Source organism: Oceanobacillus sp. FSL K6-0118 (assembly GCF_038006665.1).
GTDB lineage: Bacteria > Bacillota > Bacilli > Bacillales > Amphibacillaceae > Oceanobacillus > Oceanobacillus caeni.
Genome location: NZ_JBBOVR010000001.1, coordinates 847,777 through 871,832, shown reverse-complemented (window position 1 = coordinate 871,832; position 24,056 = coordinate 847,777). Strand labels below are relative to the sequence as shown.

The window sequence follows — 24,056 nt, the reverse complement described above, 5'->3', positions numbered from 1 at the left end:
AATAATTAACTACACTTCCTGTTGGACCCATTATTCTGGCAGGAGGTAGATTAGGAGTGTTAGAAGTGACTGAAATTAATTATATCAGACAACAAGTGAACGGAAAAGGGCATACATATGCAGAGGTTGCGAGAAGAACAAATAGAGACCCAAGAACCGTACAGAAATATGCGGATCTAGATGAATTCCAACCTGAATTGAAAGGAAGGAAACATCAACCCTCTCCGGTTATGGATCCGGTGAAAGAGATTGTGGATCAGTGGTTGAGGGAAGATTTGAAGAAGAAAAAGAAATATCGGAGAACTGCGAAGCGTATTTGGGAGTTATTAAAGGAAGAGTGTGGATTTAAAGGTTCAGACCGAACGGTGAGAGCATATGTCTCTAAGCGGAAAATAGAATTACTTGAAGAGATGGAAGCAAACGATGAGGCAGCTCTTCCGTTAGAAGCAAGTCCAGGGGATGCCCAGGTAGACTTTGGGGAGGCACCGTTTAAGGTAGAGGGAGAAGTCATAGAACTTCCGTATCTGGTTATGTCTTTCCCGTACAGTAATGCATTTCTGGTTCAGGTGTTTGAGTCCCAGAATCAAGACTGTTTCTTGGAAGGCATGAAACGATTCTTTCATCACCTTGGGGGTGTACCTAGAAGAGTTCGTTTTGATAACTTATCACCTGCGGTGAAAAAGATTCTTCCTCATGGAAGACGTGAACTGACGGAGGGATTTGAAAGGTTTGTCTTACACTACGGTTTCGAATATGAATTTTGTAATCCAGGTTCAGGGAATGAAAAAGGTCATGTGGAAGCAATGGTTAAGTATGTTCGTAATAATTTCTTTTTACCAGAACGAAGAGTATTTCAATTAGACGAATTCAATACCAAGTTGTGGGGAGAAGCTGAAAAAGATCGTCATCGCCAACATTATGAGAAAAAGGAAGAAATCAGTAAATTATTCGAAGAAGATAAGCATGCATTTTTACACTTACCGGCCAAGGAGTATAGTTGTGTACGCTATGAAACTTTGAAAGCTGATAAATATGGGTTTGTCCAAGTGGATACAAAAAAATACTCCACTTCCCCACGTTACGCAAAACAAAAAGTCTTGGTGGCAATCACATATGATCAAGTTACTATCCTTTCGGATAGATACGAAAAAATTGTAAGACATAACCGAATCTACGGAAATGCATCAAAATCAATGGTATGGCAACCCTACCTATCTCTTATGGCCACAAGGCCAACAGCTTTGAAATATACGACGTTCTATGGCCAATTACCGGAACGCTGGCGAAGCTATTTGAATGAATGCACCGTTGAGGAGAAGAAAGAAGCTCTCAAACTATTATCAACATTACTGAAAGAACATAGTTTAGAAAAGGCAACAGAAGCGTTGGAGATAGCTTCTAAAAGGAGCCATCCATCTTCCGAATCAATCAAACAGGTTTTCCATCAACTTATTCACGGGCGAGGTTATCGCGATACGTTGGAGATGAAGCCTAGCATCCCAGTCATGCCAGTCGCTGAGCGAGGGATTAAGAAATATGATGTCTTCTTTTCCTCTGAAAGGAGGCAGGCATAATGCATGAAATGATTCAGGAGTACGCAAAGCGATTAAAACTCAGCTGGATTCGTGAGAATTTCCATACGGTGAACATAGAAGATCCTCAACAATACTTATTAACACTTTTTGAAAAGGAAGTGGAACAGCGTGAGGAGCGTAAGATAAACCTATTATTCAAAACGGCAACGCTGCCGAACGTGTCTGGCAATCCTTTTGATTGGACAGATATTCAATTGGGTCAAGGGTTAAGTCAAGAATGGGTATTAGAAGGAGAATTTATCGAGGCAAAGGAAAATATGATTTTTTATGGTGGAGTAGGTGCAGGTAAAACCTACCTCTCTACGCTCATAGGAATCAATGCCATACAGAAGTATGGCAAGCGAGTGAAGTTCTATACCGTTGCTTCATTGGCAAATGAGCTGTTGGAAGCGAATGAAAAAGGTACGTTGACCAGGCTGTTTAACAGAATAGATAAGCTTGATCTATTAATATTAGATGAGCTAGGCTATATTCCATTGCATAAGCAAGGTGCAGAACTACTGTTTCAAGTGATATCTATGTGTTATGAAAAACGGAGCATTATCATTACTACCAATCTTCAATTCGGACAGTGGAACCATGTCTTTGGCGATCCAATTCTAACGGAAGCCGTAGTGGATCGCCTAATCCACCACTCCCACCTCATTCTGTTTGGGGGTGAAAGTAAACGAATGAAAGAGTCTATGATGATGAAAAATTAGAGGTTGGCAAGTGGTTTACAAAAAGGGCTGCCGTTTCATACATTTTACACTTGCCAAATACATTAATTTACCCCAGTTATAGGGAATTTATGTTTAACACAGCACTAACTATCAATAAAAATACTTCTATAGACTGTGGTAAAGAAGTAGTTAAAGCAATCGTTAACAATTAGTTCTGGTCTTTTGCGAAGATGCTATAGCCTTTTTAAAGTATATTTTCCTCCTCCAGATTACGTATTCGTCTTTGAAGGTCACGCTCCACCTTCCTACAAAAGCAGTTTCACTACCTGATTGAATTTCTTAACCTAGTTATGTAGCGTTTGTTCGGAAAAAAGATAGTGGAAAAAGAGGGCTAGAGGAAAGATAAAAATATTGGATAAGTATTGAATTATTTATTGAAATGAATCATGGTTAGATATTCAATAAACACAGTAATGACAATGGTTTTAACCATAATTCACTTATGAAAAAACTATTGAAAAGATATTGATTGGTATTGAAAAAGGCATAAAAATCCCGGGTTCCTGTTAAAAGAAAACCAGGAAATTATTGGTTCCAATTTCAAAATTGGTAAAGTTTATTTTAACAAAATAGAGATTGAAATCGGAAATGTTTATTTTTACTGAGAGATATTTATTTTAGTTAGACATAGTAGATTGAAGACCCATAGATATAAGAAAGACTATTATGCAATATTCAATTTATTATTTAGGACTGAAATTCTATCTCTAAATATTCTAGTGTTATTTGGATTACCGTATTAGTTTAAACAGAAGTAAACTCCACCTTCTTCCACCGTTCTATCCATCGTTATATCACAAAAACCATCCCCATCAACCATATTATATTTCCATCAGATAAAGTTCGGGCGTTCGGTTCGTTCTAGAAATTCCGAGAGCTTATTTAATATCCATAAATATTTTGTTTGAAATATTTTATCAAGTAATTGAATTATTGCCATTTTCTGTTATTATTTAATGGTAATCAGTAAAAGGTGGTGTTGCATTGATAAAATAAGTACCAATTTATTAGTTGCTAGGTAATTAAGTCTCAAAACTAGAAGGTATTAAAGAAATGGACAAGATTAGAAGATATCAATTATTTTTATTACTTCCTCTAATTATCCTATTCATCATTCTAATAATGAATAGGAATGAAGTTGGTAGCTTTAATGAGGAAGAAGCGGAATCAAAAGGTAAGATTAAAAATTGGGCTCTTGACTATGTTGGAGTTGATTTTCAGAAAGAAACTGCACCTGTAAAAATTGCAATACTGGATAGTGGTATTAATAAGCAACATAAAGAATTTGAAGATTTAACTTTTAAAGAATATAATGCGGTTACGCCAGGAGAAAAAATAGTAGATGATTTTGGCCACGGCACAGCGATAGCGGGGATTATTGCGGCAAGAGGGATTGAGACCACCGGTGTGATACAGAATGTAATCATTTATGACGTAAAAGTACTAAATGATAAAGGCGAAGGAAAAATTGAGTCTGTAATTGACGGAATAGAGTGGAGCATAAATCAAGATGTAGACATTATTAATATTAGCTTTGGTTTTACGAGTGATAAAGAGGGATTAAAAGAATCAATTGATAGAGCAGTAAAGGATAATATTATTATCACTGCTGCCGCTGGAAATACACTCGGACTGACAGTAGATTATCCGGCTCAATATGAAAATGTCCTTTCAATATCTTCCTTTGACAAAAATTTTCAACTTGACCCTTATTCAGCTATTGGAAAAATAGATTATACAGCCCCAGGTGTCGATATTATATCTACAAATAATAAAGGCAAGTATTCTACTTTTTCAGGTACCTCTTTCTCTACTGGTTATGCCACCGGTGCAATTGCCTCGATTATAAATAAGGAAGACGATGAAAACAGAGTGCATAATATTAAAAATAAAATTTCTGATTACGTTTTACAGATAGGAGATAATGAGAAGTTTGGACATGGACTTATAACGTTGAAAAAAGAAAAGTTAAAGGAGAAAATAAGTGAAAAAGAAATTTATTAAGCTACTTGTAGCTATATACTTGTTTAGTAGTCTTGTAGGGTATGCTCCAAATGTATTTGCGGAAGATAACACAGATTTAACTTTTACTCAAGAGGTTCTCACGGAAAACCCAGAACAAATTAATTTAGATTTTGATCATACAATTGAAGAAAAATCTACTAATGATAATAACGTTGTATATGAAGTAAACGTAGAAGAAGAATTTGGAATTAATAATGATAATTTCGAAATGATAGTAGAAGAAAACTCAAAAGAGGAAATGACTGTAAATACCGAATTTGAAACAAATGATCTCTCAATTAATTCAGAGCTATACATAAATATTGATACTGGTCAATTTTATGTTACAGAAGAAACAACTTCTGAAACAGGTGAGGTAACCGAAACAATATATGATGTCTTCCTTTACGAAATAGAGGGTGAGGAATTTAAGGGGCATTTAATAGATAGAAGTAACGGAGAATTATATGAAATAAATACTATTGATGCACAGGCATCAATCATCCCTGTTATTGGGCTAGTCGTTAAACAAGGTGTAAAATGGGCAGTTAAAAAATATGGAAAGAAAGCGTTAGTTAGTGCTTTTGGGAAAGCTGCATTAAGTAATGCAATAAAGAAGGTAGCTAAATTTTCAGTGTCAAAAAAACATTTGAGCAATGCAGGCGGTAATTATAGAAAGTTTAATACAACAAGTCAGTCTACTGTCAGATCTTGGGTGAAGCAAGCGTTACAAAAAAATCCTACTATTTCATTTAATGAAAACTATGATAAATTATCGTTTACCATAACTGCGAACGTTGGGAAAAAGGTTGGAACTAAAGGGGAAACTAAAATAAAAGTCGTATTTGACTATACAGGTAAAGTATGGACAGCTTATCCAGTCAAATAAATTTCAACTACGAATTTACAAGCGGCAAGGATTGTATTTCTTATAAAAAGAGAAGGGATGTTAATTCAATCCTAAATGTCTCTGCAAGATTTACAATCAAAATAAACAATAAAATTTATTTTGATCAAGAAGAGTTTCCCATCCTAGAGTTCTATAAATACTTATATAATTGGGTAAATGCCAATAAAAAGTACAATATCACCCAAGAGTTTCATTATTATACATTAGAATATGACGAATATGATGAAGGGGCTATTATTTCACTAATCCCATTTGGTGGAAATATGGCCAGAGTAAAATCAATTTGGGCAGAACAAGAACTATATAACGTTTTTAATTTAGAATATATAGTAAATGAATTTACTAACTTAGAAAGAAATTTAAAACGAGATATAGAGGAATACTTTGATATTAGACTAACTGATTTTAACAAACATATACCTTCGAGACAATTCGAATGGAAAAAGGATTAACAATAGTCAAGAGATTTACTTTTAGTAGATCTCTTGACCATTTATAAAAGTATAATTAAAAATAGAAGCAACCATCAAACAAAATAAATCTCTAACTTGTTTAAGAAGACCTCCGAAATAGCAAAAGTTTATTTTAATTGCCAAATTTATATTTTAATTAGATAATTTCTGTACAACTAAAAAATACATCTCCCAACCCCCACCCCTCTAACCCGCATTCCACCGTTTCAGTTAAAATAAAGTTTTGCTACGGAACCCCCATTTTCACACTTTTTCTGTTCAAAAATGACCGTTTTTCGAACCTTTTTCGGCTGTTTTTTCACCTTTTTTTCGAAATTAAAATAAAGTTTTGCGAAAATAGTGGAGTTAAAAAAAAGAGTTGGATGCTAGAAAGAAGAAAGAGAAAAGAAGAATAAATATTGCAAAGTATTGAATGATTTATTGAAATTAATCATGAATGAAATATTGAATAAACCCTGTAATGGCAAGGGTTAGGGCGATAATTATTTTATGAAAAAGCTATTGGAATAATATTGATTTGTATTGATAAAGGAATAAAAAATCCCGGGTTCCTATTGGAAAAAACCCGAGAAATTATTGGTTCCAACTCCGAAATCGGTAAAGTTTATTTTAACGGAAATGGCGTCGGAATCGGTAATGTTTATTTTAATTAGGAATTGTTTATTTTAGTTAGACAACTTCTGTACCATAAGAATAATCATCTGCTAAAACCCCACCCCTCCAACCCGCATTCCACCGTTCGAGTCATAATAAAGTTTTGCTACGGAACCCCTATTTTCACACTTTCTTGGTTCAAAAATGACCGTTTTTCCGGCCTTTTTCGGCTGTTTTTTCATGGTTTTTTCGAAGTTGGAATAAAGTTTTGGGAATGGAATGAAGAAAAATAATGGAAAAAAGAGATCAAGAGAAAAGAGAAAAGTATTGAATGAGTATTGATTTATTATTGAATTGGATATTGGATAAACCCAGTAATGACAGGATTTAGGAACATAACTGTATTGAAATGATATTGAAAAAGGCATGAAAAAACTCGGGCTCCTGTTGAGGAAAGCCCGAATTTTTAATGAGTTTGATATTGAAAAAGCAAATGTTTATTATTACGGATATGGTGGTGAAGTTAGCAAGAGTTTATTATGACAGTCAGGTGTTTATTCGAGATCTACATAGTAGAAAGAAGAATTTTAGAAATAAGAAATAGATTTACTCCTTAAATTACTTTCTTTAACATATGCAATACTTCCACCATGCATCGAGAATATATAGAAATCTCCATGATCGGTTAATGTCCATCCATCGAAGTAGGAACTGGCATGAAATACGTCCAAAAAGATATTGTCAAATTGAATAATCAGAAGGGGACAAGCCGAATATCTTCAACCTTTTTACCAACCAATAGTTCTTTAACCGATTTCCATTCACTTTGGTTAGATTGAATATCTGTTTCTCCTAACAATATTCCACCTGTATTTCGAATTCGCCAAGGGCACTCAATAACAATTGCCCCTTTTTCCAACTGAATAATGAAGTGAACTTCTGAATCAATGGCAGTAACTTTTTGTCCAATCAGTTCCTTAAACTTGATATCACTTATTTTTGTATGCCATAGATTACGTGCATGAGCAACAATCTTTTTATTGATCTTATCCAGGGTATAGCCGTAATAGTTATCTCCATACTGAAAATTATCTATGGCATCACTGATTTCCTGCCAGTTCATCTGTCCCTCCAATAAGTCATGTTCGATTGTACAGTCATAAATCTCTTTTACTAACAACATGGCATTTTCTACAGGTAATAACAGTTGAGAATGAAGGTATTTTATATGATATTCTACACATTGTTCTTTCGAAGGTACTTCCCATTGAATACTTTTCATCGCATCGTCAAACATCTTTTCCATTTCAAATATATTTAATTTCTCATTCTTATCCATACTGGCTAATTTCTTAATTCCAAGTACATCCATATGCAAATTATGATGTGCCCACTCTACGTAATCGAAAGGCTTTACAGTTCCTATGTATCTTTTATAATATAATTCTAATAGTTCTATCGGAATCCCCTCTATCCCCGTATAATATGTTACAAATGCCTATTCTAAGACTTTAAGTTAATCGGATTTTTCGTTTTAAGCTCATAGCATAATTACTCATTTAAACTGATACCCATATTTTTTAAGTTGTCTTTCTAATTGCTCTCGCTTCACTTTCCCATTTTCTTGATATTCAGAAGGATAATGTTCAGTCATAAAAACAGGTGCATCAAAACTCAGCCAAATATTCCGATAGATATTATGTGCATCTTTTACAGTTAAAAATCCTCCATTTTCCAATTCAATATCGTCATCTACGGCAAATTGAAATCGACAACATACACATATTTCAAAAGAGCCGAACTCTAATTTTTCACAATTACCATATGCTGGTTCGTCCAGTCCTTTATAACCGCAAACGGGACAACTATATTTCATATTACAAGACCTCCTGCCTCACCATCAACATCAAAATATCCACTTACTTTTTATGAAATCATCTATATTAAATCCATAATTCTTTAGTAATTCTCTATCTAATTCGATCAGGAATAACTCTACTGCCTCAATTATCCTATCAAAAGTTAGTAACTCCTTAGATTCATACAACTGCCAAATTGAAAATATTGTCCAGTAGTTTTCCTCTATTTTATTAAACGCTAAAATAGGACCTTCTCTTTCATCGTGTTCAATGGTATAGTAATAAAAGTTCTCTTCCCGCCTCCAGTTCTTTAATGCTATTCCAAACTCAAGCAGGGCTAGTGAAGGTTCTAAGAAGAAACAATGATCATTCACAAATACTTCTAATCTACCTTGTATATCAACTAATAGCTTACCGCTTCTCTTTTTTATAAGTTTTGGCTCAATAAAGCTCTTTGTATCTAATTCAAATTGCAGCTTTAGCGTATTCAAAATATATACACCTCTCCAGTTAAATAAAAAGAATAATCAATCTTCCAGGTTAGTTAATTCATTTAAAAATGATTCGAAGTCTGGAGCTAATTCAGTAATTTCTTCTCCATCATGATCAATGAGGATAATGGGTGGATTTTCATCTGTATTTCTATAATCAAAAGCAATCCAAGTATGCCCGTCTCCTGAAATAAGAACAACTTTCTTCGGCAATCCCCACTCTTCAATTAAATATTCACTTTCCAGGATACTCTCTTCTCCGCCTATGCCTCTAATATAATCTATATTAATATGATCATCTGCCCATGATGTTGGGAAATTTGTTGGAAACGAATCATAGCTGATGTACCCACCATTCTGCTCTTTCAAAAGACTTATGTAACTTTCAGGTAATTTAACTTTTAATTCCTCTTCCGCCTTTTCCACCATCTCCGTAGTTATTGGCTTAAAACTATATTCCTCGTCCACTTGCCAGATATTCTTATTCATCAGGATTCCCTCTTTCTTTTTGGTTTTGGCTTTTTTCGTCTGTAAATAATCCCTTTAATAAGGAGACTCAAACCTTTCAACGAATAATCCAGATTGTAAAACAGCATCTATTGCTTTCATACATTCTCTATCCGCTCCAATGTACATATAATAATCGTACCCAAAATGAACAAAGAATTGCTTCTTATATCCTAATTTACACCAAATGGCATTCCTTAATGTCAATTTTGCTAATTCTCTAACTTCTTGAATATTCACAGCTTTTTCTATCCAAATCTTTGATAGGAACTCTTTATCATGTTGATTTCTAACCTCGTCAGACCATTGTTCTAAGGCAATCACATAAACCCTATCTAAGCCTATTTCATCCATAAATGAACTAATGGCGTTTATATAATTTTGCTCTGTTTTTAGATATTCCTCTATACTAACCTTTGTTCCTACATCCGAAAATTCAGTCCATTCTTCATGATTCAGATAATTGCCATCAACATCCCTATTTAAGGGATCATATTTTGTTACTCTCCATGAATACAATAATCAATCTCTCCTTCATACTGAATATTTCAAAGATTACTTAAAGCGTTGATCGATTTCTTCACGACAATATTCATCAACCAAATCAGTATATTTCTCATATATAGGGCGTATCGTTTCCAAATCACTTGCAATAACTTCACACCCTCTATCATCATAGATGTAAAAAATAACATTTCTCGTTGCATTTATAAAAAATACATCTGGCTCATATAAGTTATATGGATTATGTATTCTTGGTTTTGCTGATGGAAAATCTTGATTACAAATTGCTTTTATTAGCGTTGTATAACGAATATCTTGTTTGTGGCATTGTAGTGAGAAATGGGATGTGCACTTCGCCTCAACCTCTTCTTCATCATCAAACATATAGGGCAGTGTTTCTTGTGTTAACCGTACACGGACATCTTTACTTTTAATATAATGAAGATAGACCTTTAACTTCCTTCTACTTCTTGTATTATATTCTCTATACCGATACACATTCGTTACCAAAAAGATTTGGTCATCGTCAGAGAATAAATTATTAAAAAGTGTAATGGCTTGATCATAGACTGTATTAAAATAATCAGGATTTAGCTCATCTGTATTCTCTTTCAATTGATATAATCCTTTAGCTAATTCAAAATGGATACCTTTATCCCATTGAGAATAAAGGCTTGGCTTCAAAACAAGTCCAGGGAAGGTAGTGTGTATATATTCTTTTAATTTCACCCTTAATTGTCTCCTTCTATGGCGATCTGTTTAGGATAGATAATATTTAATCATCAGGCTTTTCGCTTAATACCCAAGGAATACGGGCTTCGAAATCTAATTGTAAAATAGGTTGTTGCAACTCGTCGTGAACTAACGATACCTCTTTCTTGAATCCAAATGTAAAATTATTAACTCCTGCTGTGTTCGTATCATTCCATTCAGAATCTGTACAAAACTCTCCCTCTACTAATCTACCAACTAAATGATAACTCCCAATATATAAACTTAATCCATCTTCCAGTTCTCCAAACTCAGATAAATGGCTTAGTTTGGAAGGATTAATTCCTAACGTAGTAAATACTTCTATGATGGATGGAGCTACATACTTAACCGCCTCCATATAATTTTCGCAGTATAAACAATGGCACAGTTCTAAATCTTTTTCATAGAATTCTTTTGTTTTACCTACATCAACTTCTATTAACCAATTCAACAGCCTAATTTGTTTCATTCTGTTTCCTCACACGAAGTTTTATCCTTATTTCGATATAAATATAATACTTCATCAACCCATTTTTGGAACATGACATATGCTTCCTCATCCGTATTGACAATGCATATATAACCACCCTTAAACTTATCGTAATAATATCCCTTATTAACAAACAGCTCTTGCCGTTCACAATCCGATTTAAAATCGTCAAAGAATAGATCCATGGAGCCATCTTGCCTTACCCATGCTATTCCCTCAATTAATGGATTGAGTTCCTCCTTCCAGTTTCCTACATGTAAATGATTTCCAGTATAGTTTTCCGAATCAAAATACATTTGCTTATTCATGCAATCCGCTCCAATTCGTATATTATAAAAAGCCATTTTGTACTTTTGCATAGAATCTCGCACTGATAGATGGTATGAATTTTATATTGTAGTTTATTCCTATTTCCTGCTTTACCTTCTCTGTTAAATTGAGCCCAATTCGATTAAATTTATCTTCCAGCTTGATCCCGTTAGGAAGCAATTTATCTCGTTCCCAATCTAACCAGTTCCCATGCTTTACTGCCCAAGACGATAATTCCTCTTGTAAACTAGCTGAAATCGGAACATCTCCTATGTCAAGATTACATCCACATCTATTGCACCAAATTGGATCTGCCCCAACATCTCCTTCAATTTTTAAATCATTTGTATCACCGCTAGCACAACAACAGTTCAAGGATGACAACCTCCATTTTTAATTAAAAGTGGATACTCCCTTAATCGTCAACAAATGCCCTTTGCTACTTCAATAAAAAGTTGTTCCAAATTGTTTCATCAACCATAAAGTACCCCTCGTGTGAACACCCAGCCAATATACATTGATCATCTTGATAAAACATGAGGTCTTCTGGCAGTTCCAAACCATTCCAGCCAAAAAGGGAATGACTGCGTTCTTTTAAAAATTCTCTTGTCGCATTATTGAGTTGAAAACAATAAACATATGCTGTTCCTTCGCCAAGTCTGGTAGTTTCCCATTCTCGTTGAATTTTCCTTTTAATCAGATGTTCTTCAATCTGCTATCAATATATCAACATAAGCTAGACGTTCTTCTTCAATCTCCATCATTTGTCTATTTTCAACAAAAGCAAAACGATTGCAATGTTTCGATAATAAGTCTATCAATTGTTTATAGCGTTTCCCCTTAACATTCTCCGAAACGTCCAGCATTTCCATTCCTTCCTAGCAATACTAATCGCTTTCATTTCTATTTAGCTTCAAACTATAAAAACATCTTGACCTCAGATCACCTTCTAGTTCAAATACTCCAGAATTAATTAACTTCCTTATTCGATATTCGAGAAAAGCATCCCCTAAATATTGATCCAGATGCCCTAGCACTTCTCCAATTACTCTAGCTACACTTATAAATTCATTTTGTTTACCGAACAGCCTTTTTGCCTTTTTCACAATAAAATCATCATAGTAATCTTCAGTGATACTTTGAAGCCTCCCATTCCGCCATACTCTTAACGTTTCATGACTTTCACCAAGAGAAAGCCATTCCCTTTCTAACTCTTCTCGATCATGGTCCGTAATTAATGTTAAAAACTGACCAAAATCCTGTTCATAAATAAATTGCAACTTCTCGGAAGGTATTTCACCTGTATGAAGTACCTTGTATTTTACCTTTTTTACCTGAAAAAGCTCTTTATATGCTGCTGTCGTATTAATCACCGTAATATCAATGTTTTTCTCCTTTAAAAGATGTACAATATACCGCATTCCTGTTTGTTCATGAGCGTTATCAGAAACCCAAATAGTCACATGCTCGCCATCAGGTATAAGGTTAATTTGATTCATTACCATTTCGAAACGTTCCCTGTAACCATTGTATTCAAAGAACTTATCGCTCATGGATTGTTTCATCCACTCATCTCTTGATTTTACGCCAATCTCTTCACTTAACTTCCAGACTGGGCCTACCGAAAATATATCATTAAAGAAAATTATCCTTTCCTTCTTATCAAGACCCATCTTTTTTAAAGCAAACTGCAAACTACCTGAAGCTGATGCACTTGATAGAATATGTATCATCCTTTTTACTCCTCTGTTTGTTCCATTTCATAAAAACTGGTACTTTCTTAATCGTCAACAATTGTCCTTCTGATAGCAATATTTGTTTTGGGTCACTAATCTCATGTAACAATATTTTTGATTTTTCCCGTACCTTCATTTCAACTTTGTTCGAATTTAATAAATTAGCTATTTGTACAGTACAGACTTTATATGAAGCAGTATGGTTACGAATATACTGTAATAGTTCACGTAACTCCCATTCTTTTTCAATTCCATTCATTATTTCTAATTGAACTGGATAATCGAAACCCGGAATAATATCATCCGCCACTGTTAAATCTAGTGTTCCAGTACCTAATCCCATTTTTTGATCTGATGCTAAATAATAGTAATACGTCATTTTATAACCCTCATTTATGTTGATAATTAATTGCTATCCTAGTAGATTTCATCACTCTGTAATTTAATAATAACCTCTAATACGGTATTGTCTATATGATAGTTTCAGTTTCAATTCCCGTATACAACATATAGTGGTTACAACACCCTAACTCAGTAATTTGAGAGAATGACTGATACTTGAATAAAAAACAAAGAGCTTAATAGAGGAAAGAAAATGGTTGAGATAAGAGATAAAGAATAAAGAGGAAAATATTGAAAAGATATTGATTTGTAATTGAGTGCGATATTGGATAAACCGAATAAGAGCAAGGATTAATGTACAACCATAATAAACCCCTGCTTTTTTCCGCCCCTCCAACCCGCATTCCACCGTTTGAGTTATAATAAAGTTTTGCTACGGAACCCCTATTTTCACACTTTCTCGGTTCAAAAATGACCGTTTTTCGGGCCTTTTTCGGCTATTTTTCATGGTTTTTTCGAAGTTGGAATAAAGTTCTGCCATAATAGAGGGAAGAAAAAGAACTCTTTTCTCCCCCATTCATTCATCTATTATCCGAGTAATTGTTGAGTTTTAGATTGAAAAAGCAAATGTTTATTCTTACAGAATTGTGGTGAAGTTAGCAAGAGTTTATTTTGACAGTCAGGTGTTTATTTTAGTTATACACTTCCTCTCCAACCAACAAACTGCTTCGATATGTGTCGTCACTATTAAGTGGATACAATTTATTATCCTCGTTGCCAGTATGTGAACACAATTCATTAGATGTTTTTGCTGTTTCTTTTTTCGCATTTTTTCTAGCAGGTTTAAATCTTTCGCCATCAAGACTGTTACTCAATCCCGTTTTATATACAAAAGTAATCATGGCGGGATCTTTGTTTCCGTCTTCATCTATTCCACCAACGATTACTTTTTCAACTACACTTTCAAATACATAACGATCAAAAGTATCAATAACCTCATTTTGTTCTAACACTTTTTTGAAGGCTAATAACCGTTTTTTAATGTCTTTTTCTTCTTCCAAATTCGATAATGACTTTTCTCTTTTTTGTACCTTTTCATTAATTTCTCGCGTCAATGAATTATATTTTTCTTCATACGTTTCTTTATCGATAATATCCTCTAATCTCATGTCCACTAATTTATTCTTTTTGTTTTCTAATCCTTGAATTTCTTTTTCAATTTTAGAAACTTCTTTGTGAATCGTATTGGAACTTAGGGCTTCTTCCATTCGTTGTAAAAATTCTTCTAATACATCCTTATTGTTATTGCACATAATACGGTAACTTTCTAGAAAAGCTTTTTCAATCGCTTCTTCCGGTATTCCTTTACTATCTGGACAAAATCTTTTCCCCTTCTTCGTACTTGTAACACACTGCCAAATCGTCTTACCGTATTTCGTTCCACTATGCCATCTACGTCTTGTTAATGTACTGCCACAATAAGCACAATCAATCATGCAGCTAAAAGCATATTTACGACTGAATTTTTCACGTTTACCACCATTTTTTTCTACCGTATTTCTTCCCCTACTTCGTCTTAATCTGATCTCCTGCGCTTTATCAAATATTTCAGCACTGACAATGGGTTCATGGTGATTTCTTAAATAATATTGATCTTCTTCTCCAAAATTTTCCAATCGACGTTTCGAAATAGGATCCAATGTGAAAGTTTTTCCCATTAAAAGATCGCCTTTATATTTTTCATTCTTAATAATTCCAAGTACCGTCGATTCAGCCCATGTTGGAGTACCTCTTTTAGTTTTATAGCCTAAATTCTCAAGTTCTCTTGCAATAATACTGCCCCCGGCTCCTTCAACATACCTGTGGAATATATAACGAACAATTTCTGCTTCTTTCTCGTTTACAGTTATACTCTTATCTTCTGGGTGATAATCATAACCGAGACAGCCTTGAAAACCGACTAATTCACCTCGTTTCATTTTCATCTTTAATCCTTTTTTTACATTAGAAGATATATTCTCAACTTCTTGTTGTGCTACTGAACTCAACACTACGAGTAACAATTCACCATCCATTGTAAGCGTGTTAATTTTTTCATCTTCAAAATAAACAGCTATATCTCTTTCCTTTAGCATACGGACATATTTCAACGTATCCAATGTATTTCTTGCAAATCTGGATATTGATTTTGTAATGACCATATCAATATCTCCATTCATACAGTCATTAATCAATCGCTGGAAATCTTCCCGCTTTGTTACCTGTGTTCCAGTAATTGCTTCGTCAGCATATATATCAGCTAATACCCATTCCATATTTTTCTTGATTAAATCCGAATAATATGCAACTTGTGACTTATAACTGTTTAACTGGTCTTCTGAATCTGTACTAACTCTACAATACGCTGCAACCCGAAGCCGTTCAATTTCTCTTCCACGTTTTTGGTTAGCCAAGTTACTATTTGCCCTAATCACTTCAACTCCTGACATAATAGCTCCTCCTTTTGTGTTCCTTATATACTTTGTATTATAGCATCGCTAGGAACACAATTCAGCTTGTAATGTCAGAAACAATACCATACTCTTTCATTAATTTGTTTTTTACAATATAATATTCTTTATCTGAAATTAGTTTACGGGTTAGCAGTTGTTTTAACATAGCAATTTGCATACTATATAGAATCAAATTCTGTTTCAAAAAAACGCCCCCTTACCTAATCTATTAAAAAATCAGACGGCTGTTGGTACAGCTCCACGGGAATTTCACCCCTGCAAGTATTTCTTCCAGCCCTACTCATAGCTTGCGACGCTTTGAACGCTCGAACCATGACGGTAGGGGAGTATCATTATCTTTACTGATGGGTTATCGCCAGCAATCCACCACAATTACATTAGATTCACAAATTATCGCTCGTTCCTAACGAAAGTCATGGCGTATGAATCAAGTGGCTCATCATCAGTAGAACGTATCTGATTTTTTGTTTATATTGCACGGCGTTATCTTCCGTGCTTTCTTTGTCAAAGAACAAATATATGATTAATGAAAGGGAAAACCTAACCATTCTGTATTCAAATTTTGAAAGCTAAAACAGATTGCATAAGCTTCGCTCGTAAGCGATCACGTGTATCTTCATCGATGCCCCAATAAGTGTTTCCTTGTTCATCACGGAGCTTACGCATGGATAGGCTTGTCATATAGCTTCCATAATGCAGAACAACTACTTTCATTGCTTCTGGCTCACCCTTATTTGCAGCTAAAATAATTGGGTACGGCAATAAACCACGCTCGTTGTTTTCAATATTAGAATTATTCATCCCATTCATCTGCATGTTCCTCCAAAAATCGCTTTAACCGTTCAAAAGAGCTTGTCCGCCTATACTGAACTGTACTACGTGGAATGTCGAGTAGTTGACCAATTTCCACATCAGACAGTTGAAAAAAATAGTATAGTAGGACAGTGATACGCTTTTCCTTTGGCAAGGTACGCATGGCTTCAGCAAGTAATTTCGGAGTGATTTTCTTTCCAGCCACTTGAAAACTTTGCCCTTCTTCTCCTTCATATTGCTTATCTAAGGTATAGAGTTGATTTTCTTCTTGTGGGGTGAGATCAGAAAATGTCATCTCCTTTGCTTGTCGTTGTTTTCTTTCATTAAAAATATTGATTGCTTCATTCTTCAAAACACGTTTACAAAAAGCATTAAATGCACAGCGAACTTGCCACTCGGTACGATCTGGTTCTATCAAGCATTTCCTCTCCCTTCGCAACTGCAAAGGTGGGTGATGATTTCCCCTTTCATAACCTTCAACAAGATTTTTTGTGAAATGCCAAAAATAAGAGAAGTTTTCTTAAAAAAATTGTGAAATGCACAAAAAAAGCCCAACTGAACATAAGCCAGCTAGGCATAAAATTTGACGCTTTCTATTAAATTTTTAGTTATAATAATCTGACAGCACTTTAAGATGTTTCTTGATATGGCTTGCGATATCCAATAAAGGTAAGCATAAATAAACACGGCGATAACCTCCTTCATACCGCCGTGTCCTTAAAAAAGAGCGAACTTAATACACCTTCCGTAATTCTATTTTTTAGAAAAATGGCGGCTTTGAAATTTCTTATTTTCAAAACCGCCGTTTGATATATTATCTTTCTATATACATTTTTCACACTACAAACAACGGTTTTTTAGTTATTTTGGAAACAATGTATAAGACCACGAATAAATAAAATCGGCGATAAAAACAATTCCCCAAATTATTCCGATTCCAAAGGTAACATCATTAGGATAAGGTGATTCTTTTGCTACTCCTTTCTCTATCCATGAAAAATCACTTAAATACATTTTTATCTCTGCGATGCTTTCCGTACCTATGATCCAAAGAATCGCTTGAACTGTAACAAAAATAAATAAATGTATATAGGAAGATTTACGATACTTTTTTGCAATATATTTAGGGTTATTATTCCTTTCAATAATTTTATAGTCTTTGTCAGACAATAATTCAACACCACGTAACGTTCCAATTTTTCTACGCATCCAACGATCTAATCTTATAAAATCAAATATTCCAAATGTAAACGCATAGATAATAAATACAGTAATAACAATTTGAAACGTTGAAATCTCTCCTGTTTGATGATAGACATACAACCCGAGCAGCCCTTCAAGTATTACCATAAACAAAAAGAGGAAAATGAACATAATGCTAAGTCTAGGTTTGTTAAAGAAATAACGAAATATACCAAATAGGATTAGTGCCCCTATAGACAATAATTCGATGAGGATAAACAATTCCCAATTGTATTCAAGAATAAGACCCAACTAAACTCCTCCTTTTTGGGAATGATTAGTATAAGATAATTACAACGGTATATCGAAAAGGAAACCTCTACTTAGATTTATGAACGATTTCTATTTTCAATCTGACTTATCCAATTTAAATCTGCCTCCAAATGTAAGAGTGTACCACTGATTAATAAATATTTATCGTCTTCACCCTGAATAAGTAACTCCGTTTTTAATTTAGTCAACTCCATTACATCTTTCATTATCATTGCTTTTTGTTGCTCAAGCATAATATTTTCTCGATCAAAGTGGATTTTTCGAGCGCAACTCCATTTAAAATGAAAGTCGTCCCTAGTAGAGTAATAAGGTACAGGTTCTAATAACCATTTTTTTAATTCATTTTCACCTTCCGCTTCTAATTTATATAACTTTCTTTCTTGGTCATCTATTCCTGCCGATGACACGAGTTGATCACGAATGAGACGGTCAAGGGTAGTATAAATCTGACCAGGGTTAATCTTTCCCTTGATACTTAGAAGAGACTCTAATTCTACTTTCAATTCGTATCCATGATTTTCTTGTAGGAATAACAATGTTAATATCCCGTACTTTACCGACATAATTTTAACCTTCTTTGAGTGATGACAAAATATTTATTTTACTAGCTGTCGTACTAGAAATCCAAGAGGCAAATAAACTTAGTAAAAGACCAGCAATCAATGCTACTCCAATATTACCAAGAGGTATCTGGAAAGATATGAAATCTCCCAAAAGCTTGGATTTACTAGTAACGTAAAGTAAAATCACACCTGATGCTACGCCTCCAATGACTCCTACCAAACCTATAAGTAACCCCTCACCAATTACCATCTTTCTTACTTGCTGTCTAGTAAATCCAAGCGCCCGCATCGTTCCAATCTCAGATGTACGTTCCAAGGTATTCATCAAAAGAGTATTAGCTGTACCAATACTAGCTAGACCAATAATTAGGAATAGCATAATTAATATTAATTCGTTCATACCAGATAACGCAGAAGTAGTTGATTTAATTTCATCTTCGACAGTTTTAACTTTTGAAAGGTGTTCATTGAAATCTATCCATAACTGATCTCGTAATTCCTCGCTGCTATATTTATCATTTAATGTTAGTAGCATATCAAAACTATTTCTCCAACCAAATTCATTATTTAAATGCTCCTCATCCATAAAGCCAACATATCCTGAATAATGAGAAGTATCCACAACGTCAATGACTTCAAATTTTTGTTTACCAGAAGGAGTATTTACGTGAATGTATTCTCCAACTTTTCCACCCCATTCATCAAAAGCCCGTTTACCGAGCAGGATAGATGGTTTCTTTTGTAACTCTTGATATAACGATTCTTTTTCAATATCTTCAAATAAAATAGGCCCTTTTTTACTTACGGCAAAAATAGAGAATTGTCTATTCTCTTCATTCATTGTTTCCCATGTAATGGGTGTGGCTTCCGTTAATGGGACAACATTTGCTACAGAATCATAAGAAAGTAGAGTTGTTATATCCTCACTAGACCAAGGAGCTTCCGATGTAGCTCTTAGATCACCTCCAAATGTATTTCTAATGTCACGTTCATAACCTTCAGGAGCAGATTCTATAACAGAGCTTAACAATAAGATTACTCCTATCCCTATGGCAAGGATAGCGGAAGTATTGGCATTTCGATTTAATTGCTGCGTAAGGCTATGCGTAGCTAAAATTCCTGAATAGCCAAAAAGTACTTTGAAAATTGGTTTAAAGATCTTACTTATTCCTTTTAGCAAGAATGGGAACAGCAAAATGATACTTGCTAAAATAGCTAGATAGGAAACGAAATGATCAATAAATATAAAAGTAAATAAGCCAACTCCTACAATACCTCTAAACACGTATTGTCTTTTCGATGATTCAGTTTGATTTGCCATTTTTAATGTTAAGAGCACCGAAGTTTTTCCCGCATTGTAAATAGGAAATAAGGAGAAAATAATGGGAAATACAATTCCTATTACTATGGCTGTTATTGTAGGTATTTTCCAATTCAAAGTGTAAACCATGTCAAATTCAAACACACTAAGCAAAATTTGCATAAACATATCGCCAAGCCAAATTCCAATTGGTACCCCTACAGCCGTACCAATTAATGATAAAATTATTACTTCAATTAAAACAAGCCTAGAAATAGAACTTTGTAAATAACCAAAACTTTTCATTATTGCAAATTCCTTTTTTCTCTCCATAACGCTTGTATAAATCATATTAAAGACAATGAATCCACTAATAAGCATAGATAAGCCAGCAATTAAGTAAAAAAATGTATAGAGTCCCCCAATATCGTTACTTTGTCGATCATCTGCGACAACTGGCTGTATATATACACTTGAATTACTAAATTCTTTTTGTAAAGATTGAAAAAGTTTTTCACCTTCTTCATTTGTTTGAAGCCTTACATATGAAAGCTCATTATCCATACTTGTCCATTCTCTTAACAAATCAAGTGGAGCCATGACTCTAAAACTGGTTGATTCAGCACTCTCCCAATTGCTCGGGCTTGCAAGTAACTGTGTATACTCAACTACAGCAGATATTTTAGCCTCTCCCAGATTAGTAAACTGAATGGTATCTCCTACTCTTTTATTTAGTAAATTTGCAAGAACATCGGGTATTACCAATCCCTCATTGTCTAAACTCCCTTCAATAACAGGAAGTTTTAATAAGGAACTGTTTTGATCATCCACACCTGTAATTCGTACAGATCGTTGATTTAGCGATTTATCACTTAGATCTATGAATGCTTGTTTATCAAGTACAAACAATGTTTCAGTAACGATTGGACTGTTTAAATGGGGTGAAACAGTCTCTTCCGAAAAGGTATGTTCATCACTTAAAAGCCAATAATCAGCATTTGCTACATACATTTGTTTATAATAATTAAAAACATCGTTTGTTGTTTTATCTGCGATTAACATAGATGTTATAAAGGAAACACCAATGATAATCCCAAGTAATGAAAAGAAAAATCTTTTTTTGTTTTGTGTTATGTTACGCCATGAAATTCGCCACATATTTAGCATAATCTTCATCCTTTCTAGAAATCACCTGATCGACAACTCCATCTTTAAAAAGAATAATTCGATCTGCAAATCCAGCTGCGAAAATATCATGTGTAACCATAACTATTGTTTGATTGTAATCTCGATTAAATTTTGTTATTAAACCAAGAATTTCTTCGGCTGTATTTCTATCTAAATTACCTGTTGGCTCATCTGCCAATAATACGGCAGGTTTGCTAACCAGTGCTCTGGCTATAGCCACACGTTGTTGTTGACCACCGCTAAGCAAATTAGCTCTTTTCTGACCAAGTCCTTTTAATCCAACAGAATCAAGTAATTCTAAAACTAATTGCTTTTTTTCTTTTGTTAAAGTTCCATCTGCATGAAGCGGAAAAGCTATATTTTCTTCTACATTTAAATTAGTAAGTAATTGATAATTTTGGAAAATGAATCCTATATTCTGTCTACGAAATATTGTTCTTTTCTTTTCCGTCATCTTATTTAAATAATGCTGATTAATTATAATATCTCCTTCAGTAGGTATATCAAGACCACCTAACAATTGGAGTAATGTGCTTTTTCCAGAGCCGCTAGGACCCATAATAGCTACAAATTCACCTTCTTGGATTTGTAAACTAACATTTTTTAATACTTTTATTCTTTCTTGTCCTTGTGAAAATTCCTTTTTAAGATTTTTAACCTGAATCACTTTATCAATCCCTCCTATTTTCAATATTATTATATACTAAGTATATAATAATTCAATATATTTTTATTGCAAATGGAGTTTATTACCCTATATATTCCTACTTTCAATAATAAAGCTAATTATTGTTTATATACTAAGTACTTAAAGTGTGGATTTTATTAATAAAGTTTAATAATCATCAATTGTCAAGAATGATAAAAGTGAAACAGGTTTAAATAATAATTTATTAATATTAATTTTCAGCAAACAAACTGTTAGCACAGTTACTTAACAATCATCCAATTTATATCTTTCTCTAAAGTTAGTACATATTGAGAAAGCTGCGTTGCCTTTGTTGTCCCATCTAAGTACTTCACCGATATCCAAACATACACCTGATTTCCAGACTGTTGGAATATAGGATTAACTAGCTCTGAAAATATATAGTCTTTGCCAATCGGTGGTAAGGCATTATTTTTCACATAATAAGCAAGTTCTTTATCAGTGGCAGTAGGATAAAATGTAAAGAATGTCTCCAAAAACTCTGTCACTTCTTGCACAGTATCAGAATCAGCCGTTCCGTTACTTTCAGGTTGTTGTGGCTCATAATCTGATTTATTCGGTAAGCTCCATAAGGTAGGATTTTGTGTAATGACTAAGTTTCCTGCATTATCTTGATGAAGAAGTATTCGATATGTGGATCGAACCCTTTCGCTATTTTTATCTTCCGTAATTTTTTGATCTACCGAATAAACAACCGTATAGGTATTATCATTTTCTGGTGATACTGACCAGATATCAATATTACCTACGCTGGAACTAGTAGGAATATCATCTCTTACGGTATCGATATTTAAAGCTTGTAATTCCTCTGTCAAATAGTGACTGATCTTTTCCGCCCGTTGTTCAATGGAATCTTTTTCATTTTCCCATGTGTAGTAATCTTTCACAAAGTTTTTCGTAAAGCTCTCAATCGCATTCGTATCCATGATCTTGGTTTCAATGATTTCTCTATCATGAACGGTATGTTGATCAATTGCTGTAAAGTTTTTATAGATTCCAAAGGCAAGACTTCCAATGAGGACTATCCATAAAAACACCACTGACTTTTTACGTGGTCCAACTGTCTTTACTTTTATTTTTTTAGGTTTTGGTTCTTTCGTTTGCTTGTCTTGCTTTTTAAATAATCCCTTCATTTTATCTAACCCTTTCTATTGTTTAATCCGTCCAGCTCCTATTAGGTGTTTTTGCCAGTAAGAAGACGTCAAATCCGCATAACCAATCGGATCACCTGCGTTATACATTTGGTTGTTTCCAACATAGATCCCAACGTGCGTGACATACGTTCCCGCGTTATACGTAGAATGAAAAAATACTAAATCCCCAGGTTTTGCTACTGAAAGAGGAATATGCTCAGTTACGTTATATTGCTGTTGTGCTGTTCGGGGCAAATTAATCCCAGCTTTCCGATAGCTCCACTGCGTGAGTCCACTACAATCAAATGAAGTATTTGGATTATCTCCACCAAAGACATAAGGAAACCCTTCGTATTTTAATGCTTCATTCATGACAATCTGAACCATTTCATCATCAAATTGAGGCGAAATAAAATACTGACTCACTAAATCGACATAAAACATATTGCCATAACGGTACCGCCAACCACCATTTTTCTTTACGGCTATTGGATTAGAGTAAGTGACTTTACTGCCCCCTGACCGTTCCTTCGCAAAGCTTTCAGCTAATTTAAAAGAGTAAGAGCTTCCTTGTTTTGCGACATAATCAATAAAAGCACCGCCATAGTTGTAAGCCTGAATGACTGTATTCTCATCGATACCGTTTGCTTTTGCGGAACGTAATAAATCTGAAAAGTATTTTGTTCCTTGTTGAATCGAAGCTTCGGTATCCAATGTGTTAGGCGGTAATCCCAACGATTCACTTGATTGCATTACGTCTGTAAGTTTGCCACCACTCTCTACTTGGATAATGGCAAGTAGAATAGAGACATACTCACTAATTCCATATTCTTGTGCATATTTCTCTACCATTGGCTGATGTTTTAACACATTCGCAGAAACCGATATACCACCTATCTCACCAATGAAGTCACCACCATCTGATGAATATTCTTCATTCGATATAAAAACAGCTACAAATGCTAATAGCCCAAGCAACGCAAGAAATCCTAATCCCCCAGCAATGAACATAACCTTTAATCTCATGACTTTC

At 34.2% G+C, this 24,056-nt stretch carries 27 protein-coding genes; 5 read left to right on the top strand and 22 right to left on the bottom strand.

Annotation, left to right across the window (positions count from 1 at the left end):
* The first annotated feature begins 56 nt into the window (after positions 1-56).
* The 5 genes from istA (at position 57) to MHI02_RS04535 (ending at position 5,683) form a co-directional block, all read left to right on the top strand.
* Positions 57-1,574 (top strand): IS21 family transposase, encoded by a 1,518-nt coding sequence (gene istA, locus MHI02_RS04555; RefSeq protein WP_047186307.1) that lies wholly within the window; start codon positions 57-59, stop codon positions 1,572-1,574.
* Positions 1,574-2,296 carry an IS21-like element helper ATPase IstB gene (istB, locus tag MHI02_RS04550; protein WP_047186308.1) on the top strand — a complete coding sequence of 241 codons (723 nt, stop codon included), beginning with the start codon at positions 1,574-1,576 and terminating at the stop codon, positions 2,294-2,296. Before istA ends, istB begins: the two co-directional genes overlap by 1 nt.
* Before the next feature lie 1,074 nt (positions 2,297-3,370).
* Positions 3,371-4,321 (top strand): S8 family peptidase, encoded by a 951-nt coding sequence (locus MHI02_RS04545; RefSeq protein WP_240473253.1) that lies wholly within the window; start codon positions 3,371-3,373, stop codon positions 4,319-4,321.
* The gene (locus MHI02_RS04540) at positions 4,302-5,210 is read left to right on the top strand and encodes an SAR2788 family putative toxin (RefSeq protein WP_052771624.1); all 909 of its coding nucleotides are present in this window, start codon (positions 4,302-4,304) and stop codon (positions 5,208-5,210) included. The genes MHI02_RS04545 and MHI02_RS04540 overlap by 20 nt, the downstream gene beginning before the upstream one ends.
* Positions 5,186-5,683 (top strand): DUF7878 domain-containing protein, encoded by a 498-nt coding sequence (locus tag MHI02_RS04535; protein WP_047184047.1) that lies wholly within the window; start codon positions 5,186-5,188, stop codon positions 5,681-5,683. Before MHI02_RS04540 ends, MHI02_RS04535 begins: the two co-directional genes overlap by 25 nt.
* 1,369 nt (positions 5,684-7,052) lie before the next feature.
* On the opposite strand, the gene MHI02_RS04530 is transcribed toward MHI02_RS04535, so the two are convergent.
* The 22 genes from MHI02_RS04530 to MHI02_RS04425 form a co-directional block, all read right to left on the bottom strand.
* Positions 7,053-7,676 carry a hypothetical protein gene (locus MHI02_RS04530; protein ID WP_240473278.1) on the bottom strand — a complete coding sequence of 208 codons (624 nt, stop codon included), beginning with the start codon at positions 7,674-7,676 and terminating at the stop codon, positions 7,053-7,055.
* Between the two features lie 177 nt (positions 7,677-7,853).
* On the bottom strand, positions 7,854-8,174 hold the full coding sequence (locus MHI02_RS04525; protein WP_047184049.1) for a hypothetical protein: 321 nt from the start codon (positions 8,172-8,174) through the stop codon (positions 7,854-7,856).
* A 30-nt stretch (positions 8,175-8,204) separates the two neighbouring features.
* Entirely contained in the window at positions 8,205-8,648 is a 444-nt protein-coding gene (locus MHI02_RS04520) for a DUF7878 domain-containing protein (protein WP_047184050.1), read from the bottom strand.
* 36 nt (positions 8,649-8,684) lie between these two features.
* Entirely contained in the window at positions 8,685-9,137 is a 453-nt protein-coding gene (locus tag MHI02_RS04515) for an SMI1/KNR4 family protein (protein ID WP_047184051.1), read from the bottom strand.
* 54 nt (positions 9,138-9,191) lie between these two features.
* Positions 9,192-9,674 (bottom strand): hypothetical protein, encoded by a 483-nt coding sequence (locus tag MHI02_RS04510; RefSeq protein ID WP_047184052.1) that lies wholly within the window; start codon positions 9,672-9,674, stop codon positions 9,192-9,194.
* Positions 9,675-9,710: 36 nt separating this feature from the next.
* Positions 9,711-10,388 (bottom strand): DUF3885 domain-containing protein, encoded by a 678-nt coding sequence (locus tag MHI02_RS04505; RefSeq protein ID WP_060669038.1) that lies wholly within the window; start codon positions 10,386-10,388, stop codon positions 9,711-9,713.
* 46 nt (positions 10,389-10,434) lie between these two features.
* Positions 10,435-10,881 carry a hypothetical protein gene (locus MHI02_RS04500; RefSeq protein ID WP_052771625.1) on the bottom strand — a complete coding sequence of 149 codons (447 nt, stop codon included), beginning with the start codon at positions 10,879-10,881 and terminating at the stop codon, positions 10,435-10,437.
* A complete protein-coding gene (locus tag MHI02_RS04495) occupies positions 10,878-11,210 on the bottom strand; it encodes a hypothetical protein (protein WP_047184054.1) in 333 nt (110 codons plus the stop codon). The genes MHI02_RS04500 and MHI02_RS04495 overlap by 4 nt, the downstream gene beginning before the upstream one ends.
* A 22-nt stretch (positions 11,211-11,232) precedes the next feature.
* Positions 11,233-11,586 carry a hypothetical protein gene (locus tag MHI02_RS04490; protein WP_047184055.1) on the bottom strand — a complete coding sequence of 118 codons (354 nt, stop codon included), beginning with the start codon at positions 11,584-11,586 and terminating at the stop codon, positions 11,233-11,235.
* 332 nt (positions 11,587-11,918) lie between these two features.
* Positions 11,919-12,077 (bottom strand): hypothetical protein, encoded by a 159-nt coding sequence (locus tag MHI02_RS04485; RefSeq protein WP_225344101.1) that lies wholly within the window; start codon positions 12,075-12,077, stop codon positions 11,919-11,921.
* A 21-nt stretch (positions 12,078-12,098) separates the two neighbouring features.
* A complete protein-coding gene (locus MHI02_RS04480) occupies positions 12,099-12,944 on the bottom strand; it encodes a DUF1835 domain-containing protein (protein WP_047184056.1) in 846 nt (281 codons plus the stop codon).
* Positions 12,907-13,326 (bottom strand): hypothetical protein, encoded by a 420-nt coding sequence (locus tag MHI02_RS04475; RefSeq protein WP_047184057.1) that lies wholly within the window; start codon positions 13,324-13,326, stop codon positions 12,907-12,909. The genes MHI02_RS04480 and MHI02_RS04475 overlap by 38 nt, the downstream gene beginning before the upstream one ends.
* Before the next feature lie 655 nt (positions 13,327-13,981).
* Positions 13,982-15,778: a recombinase family protein gene (locus MHI02_RS04470; protein WP_341165690.1), complete on the bottom strand. Its 1,797-nt coding sequence runs from the start codon at positions 15,776-15,778 to the stop codon at positions 13,982-13,984.
* Positions 15,779-15,839: 61 nt separating this feature from the next.
* On the bottom strand, positions 15,840-15,986 hold the full coding sequence (locus MHI02_RS04465; protein ID WP_033826638.1) for an SHOCT domain-containing protein: 147 nt from the start codon (positions 15,984-15,986) through the stop codon (positions 15,840-15,842).
* 371 nt (positions 15,987-16,357) lie between these two features.
* A complete protein-coding gene (locus MHI02_RS04460; protein WP_033826639.1) occupies positions 16,358-16,612 on the bottom strand; it encodes a helix-turn-helix domain-containing protein in 255 nt (84 codons plus the stop codon).
* Entirely contained in the window at positions 16,596-17,033 is a 438-nt protein-coding gene (locus tag MHI02_RS04455) for an RNA polymerase sigma factor (protein ID WP_061785330.1), read from the bottom strand. The genes MHI02_RS04460 and MHI02_RS04455 overlap by 17 nt, the downstream gene beginning before the upstream one ends.
* Positions 17,034-17,476: 443 nt before the next feature.
* A complete protein-coding gene (locus tag MHI02_RS04450) occupies positions 17,477-18,109 on the bottom strand; it encodes a hypothetical protein (protein ID WP_061785329.1) in 633 nt (210 codons plus the stop codon).
* 77 nt (positions 18,110-18,186) lie between these two features.
* Complete coding sequence (locus MHI02_RS04445; RefSeq protein ID WP_061785328.1) at positions 18,187-18,693, bottom strand: PadR family transcriptional regulator; 507 nt, start codon at positions 18,691-18,693, stop codon at positions 18,187-18,189.
* A 4-nt stretch (positions 18,694-18,697) separates the two neighbouring features.
* Entirely contained in the window at positions 18,698-21,160 is a 2,463-nt protein-coding gene (locus MHI02_RS04440) for an ABC transporter permease (RefSeq protein WP_061785337.1), read from the bottom strand.
* Positions 21,129-21,848 carry an ABC transporter ATP-binding protein gene (locus MHI02_RS04435; RefSeq protein WP_061785327.1) on the bottom strand — a complete coding sequence of 240 codons (720 nt, stop codon included), beginning with the start codon at positions 21,846-21,848 and terminating at the stop codon, positions 21,129-21,131. Before MHI02_RS04435 ends, MHI02_RS04440 begins: the two co-directional genes overlap by 32 nt.
* Before the next feature lie 263 nt (positions 21,849-22,111).
* Positions 22,112-23,023: a conjugal transfer protein gene (locus tag MHI02_RS04430; RefSeq protein ID WP_061785326.1), complete on the bottom strand. Its 912-nt coding sequence runs from the start codon at positions 23,021-23,023 to the stop codon at positions 22,112-22,114.
* A gap of 15 nt (positions 23,024-23,038) precedes the next feature.
* Positions 23,039-24,049 carry a bifunctional lytic transglycosylase/C40 family peptidase gene (locus MHI02_RS04425; RefSeq protein WP_061785336.1) on the bottom strand — a complete coding sequence of 337 codons (1,011 nt, stop codon included), beginning with the start codon at positions 24,047-24,049 and terminating at the stop codon, positions 23,039-23,041.
* Between the last annotated feature and the right edge of the window lie 7 nt (positions 24,050-24,056).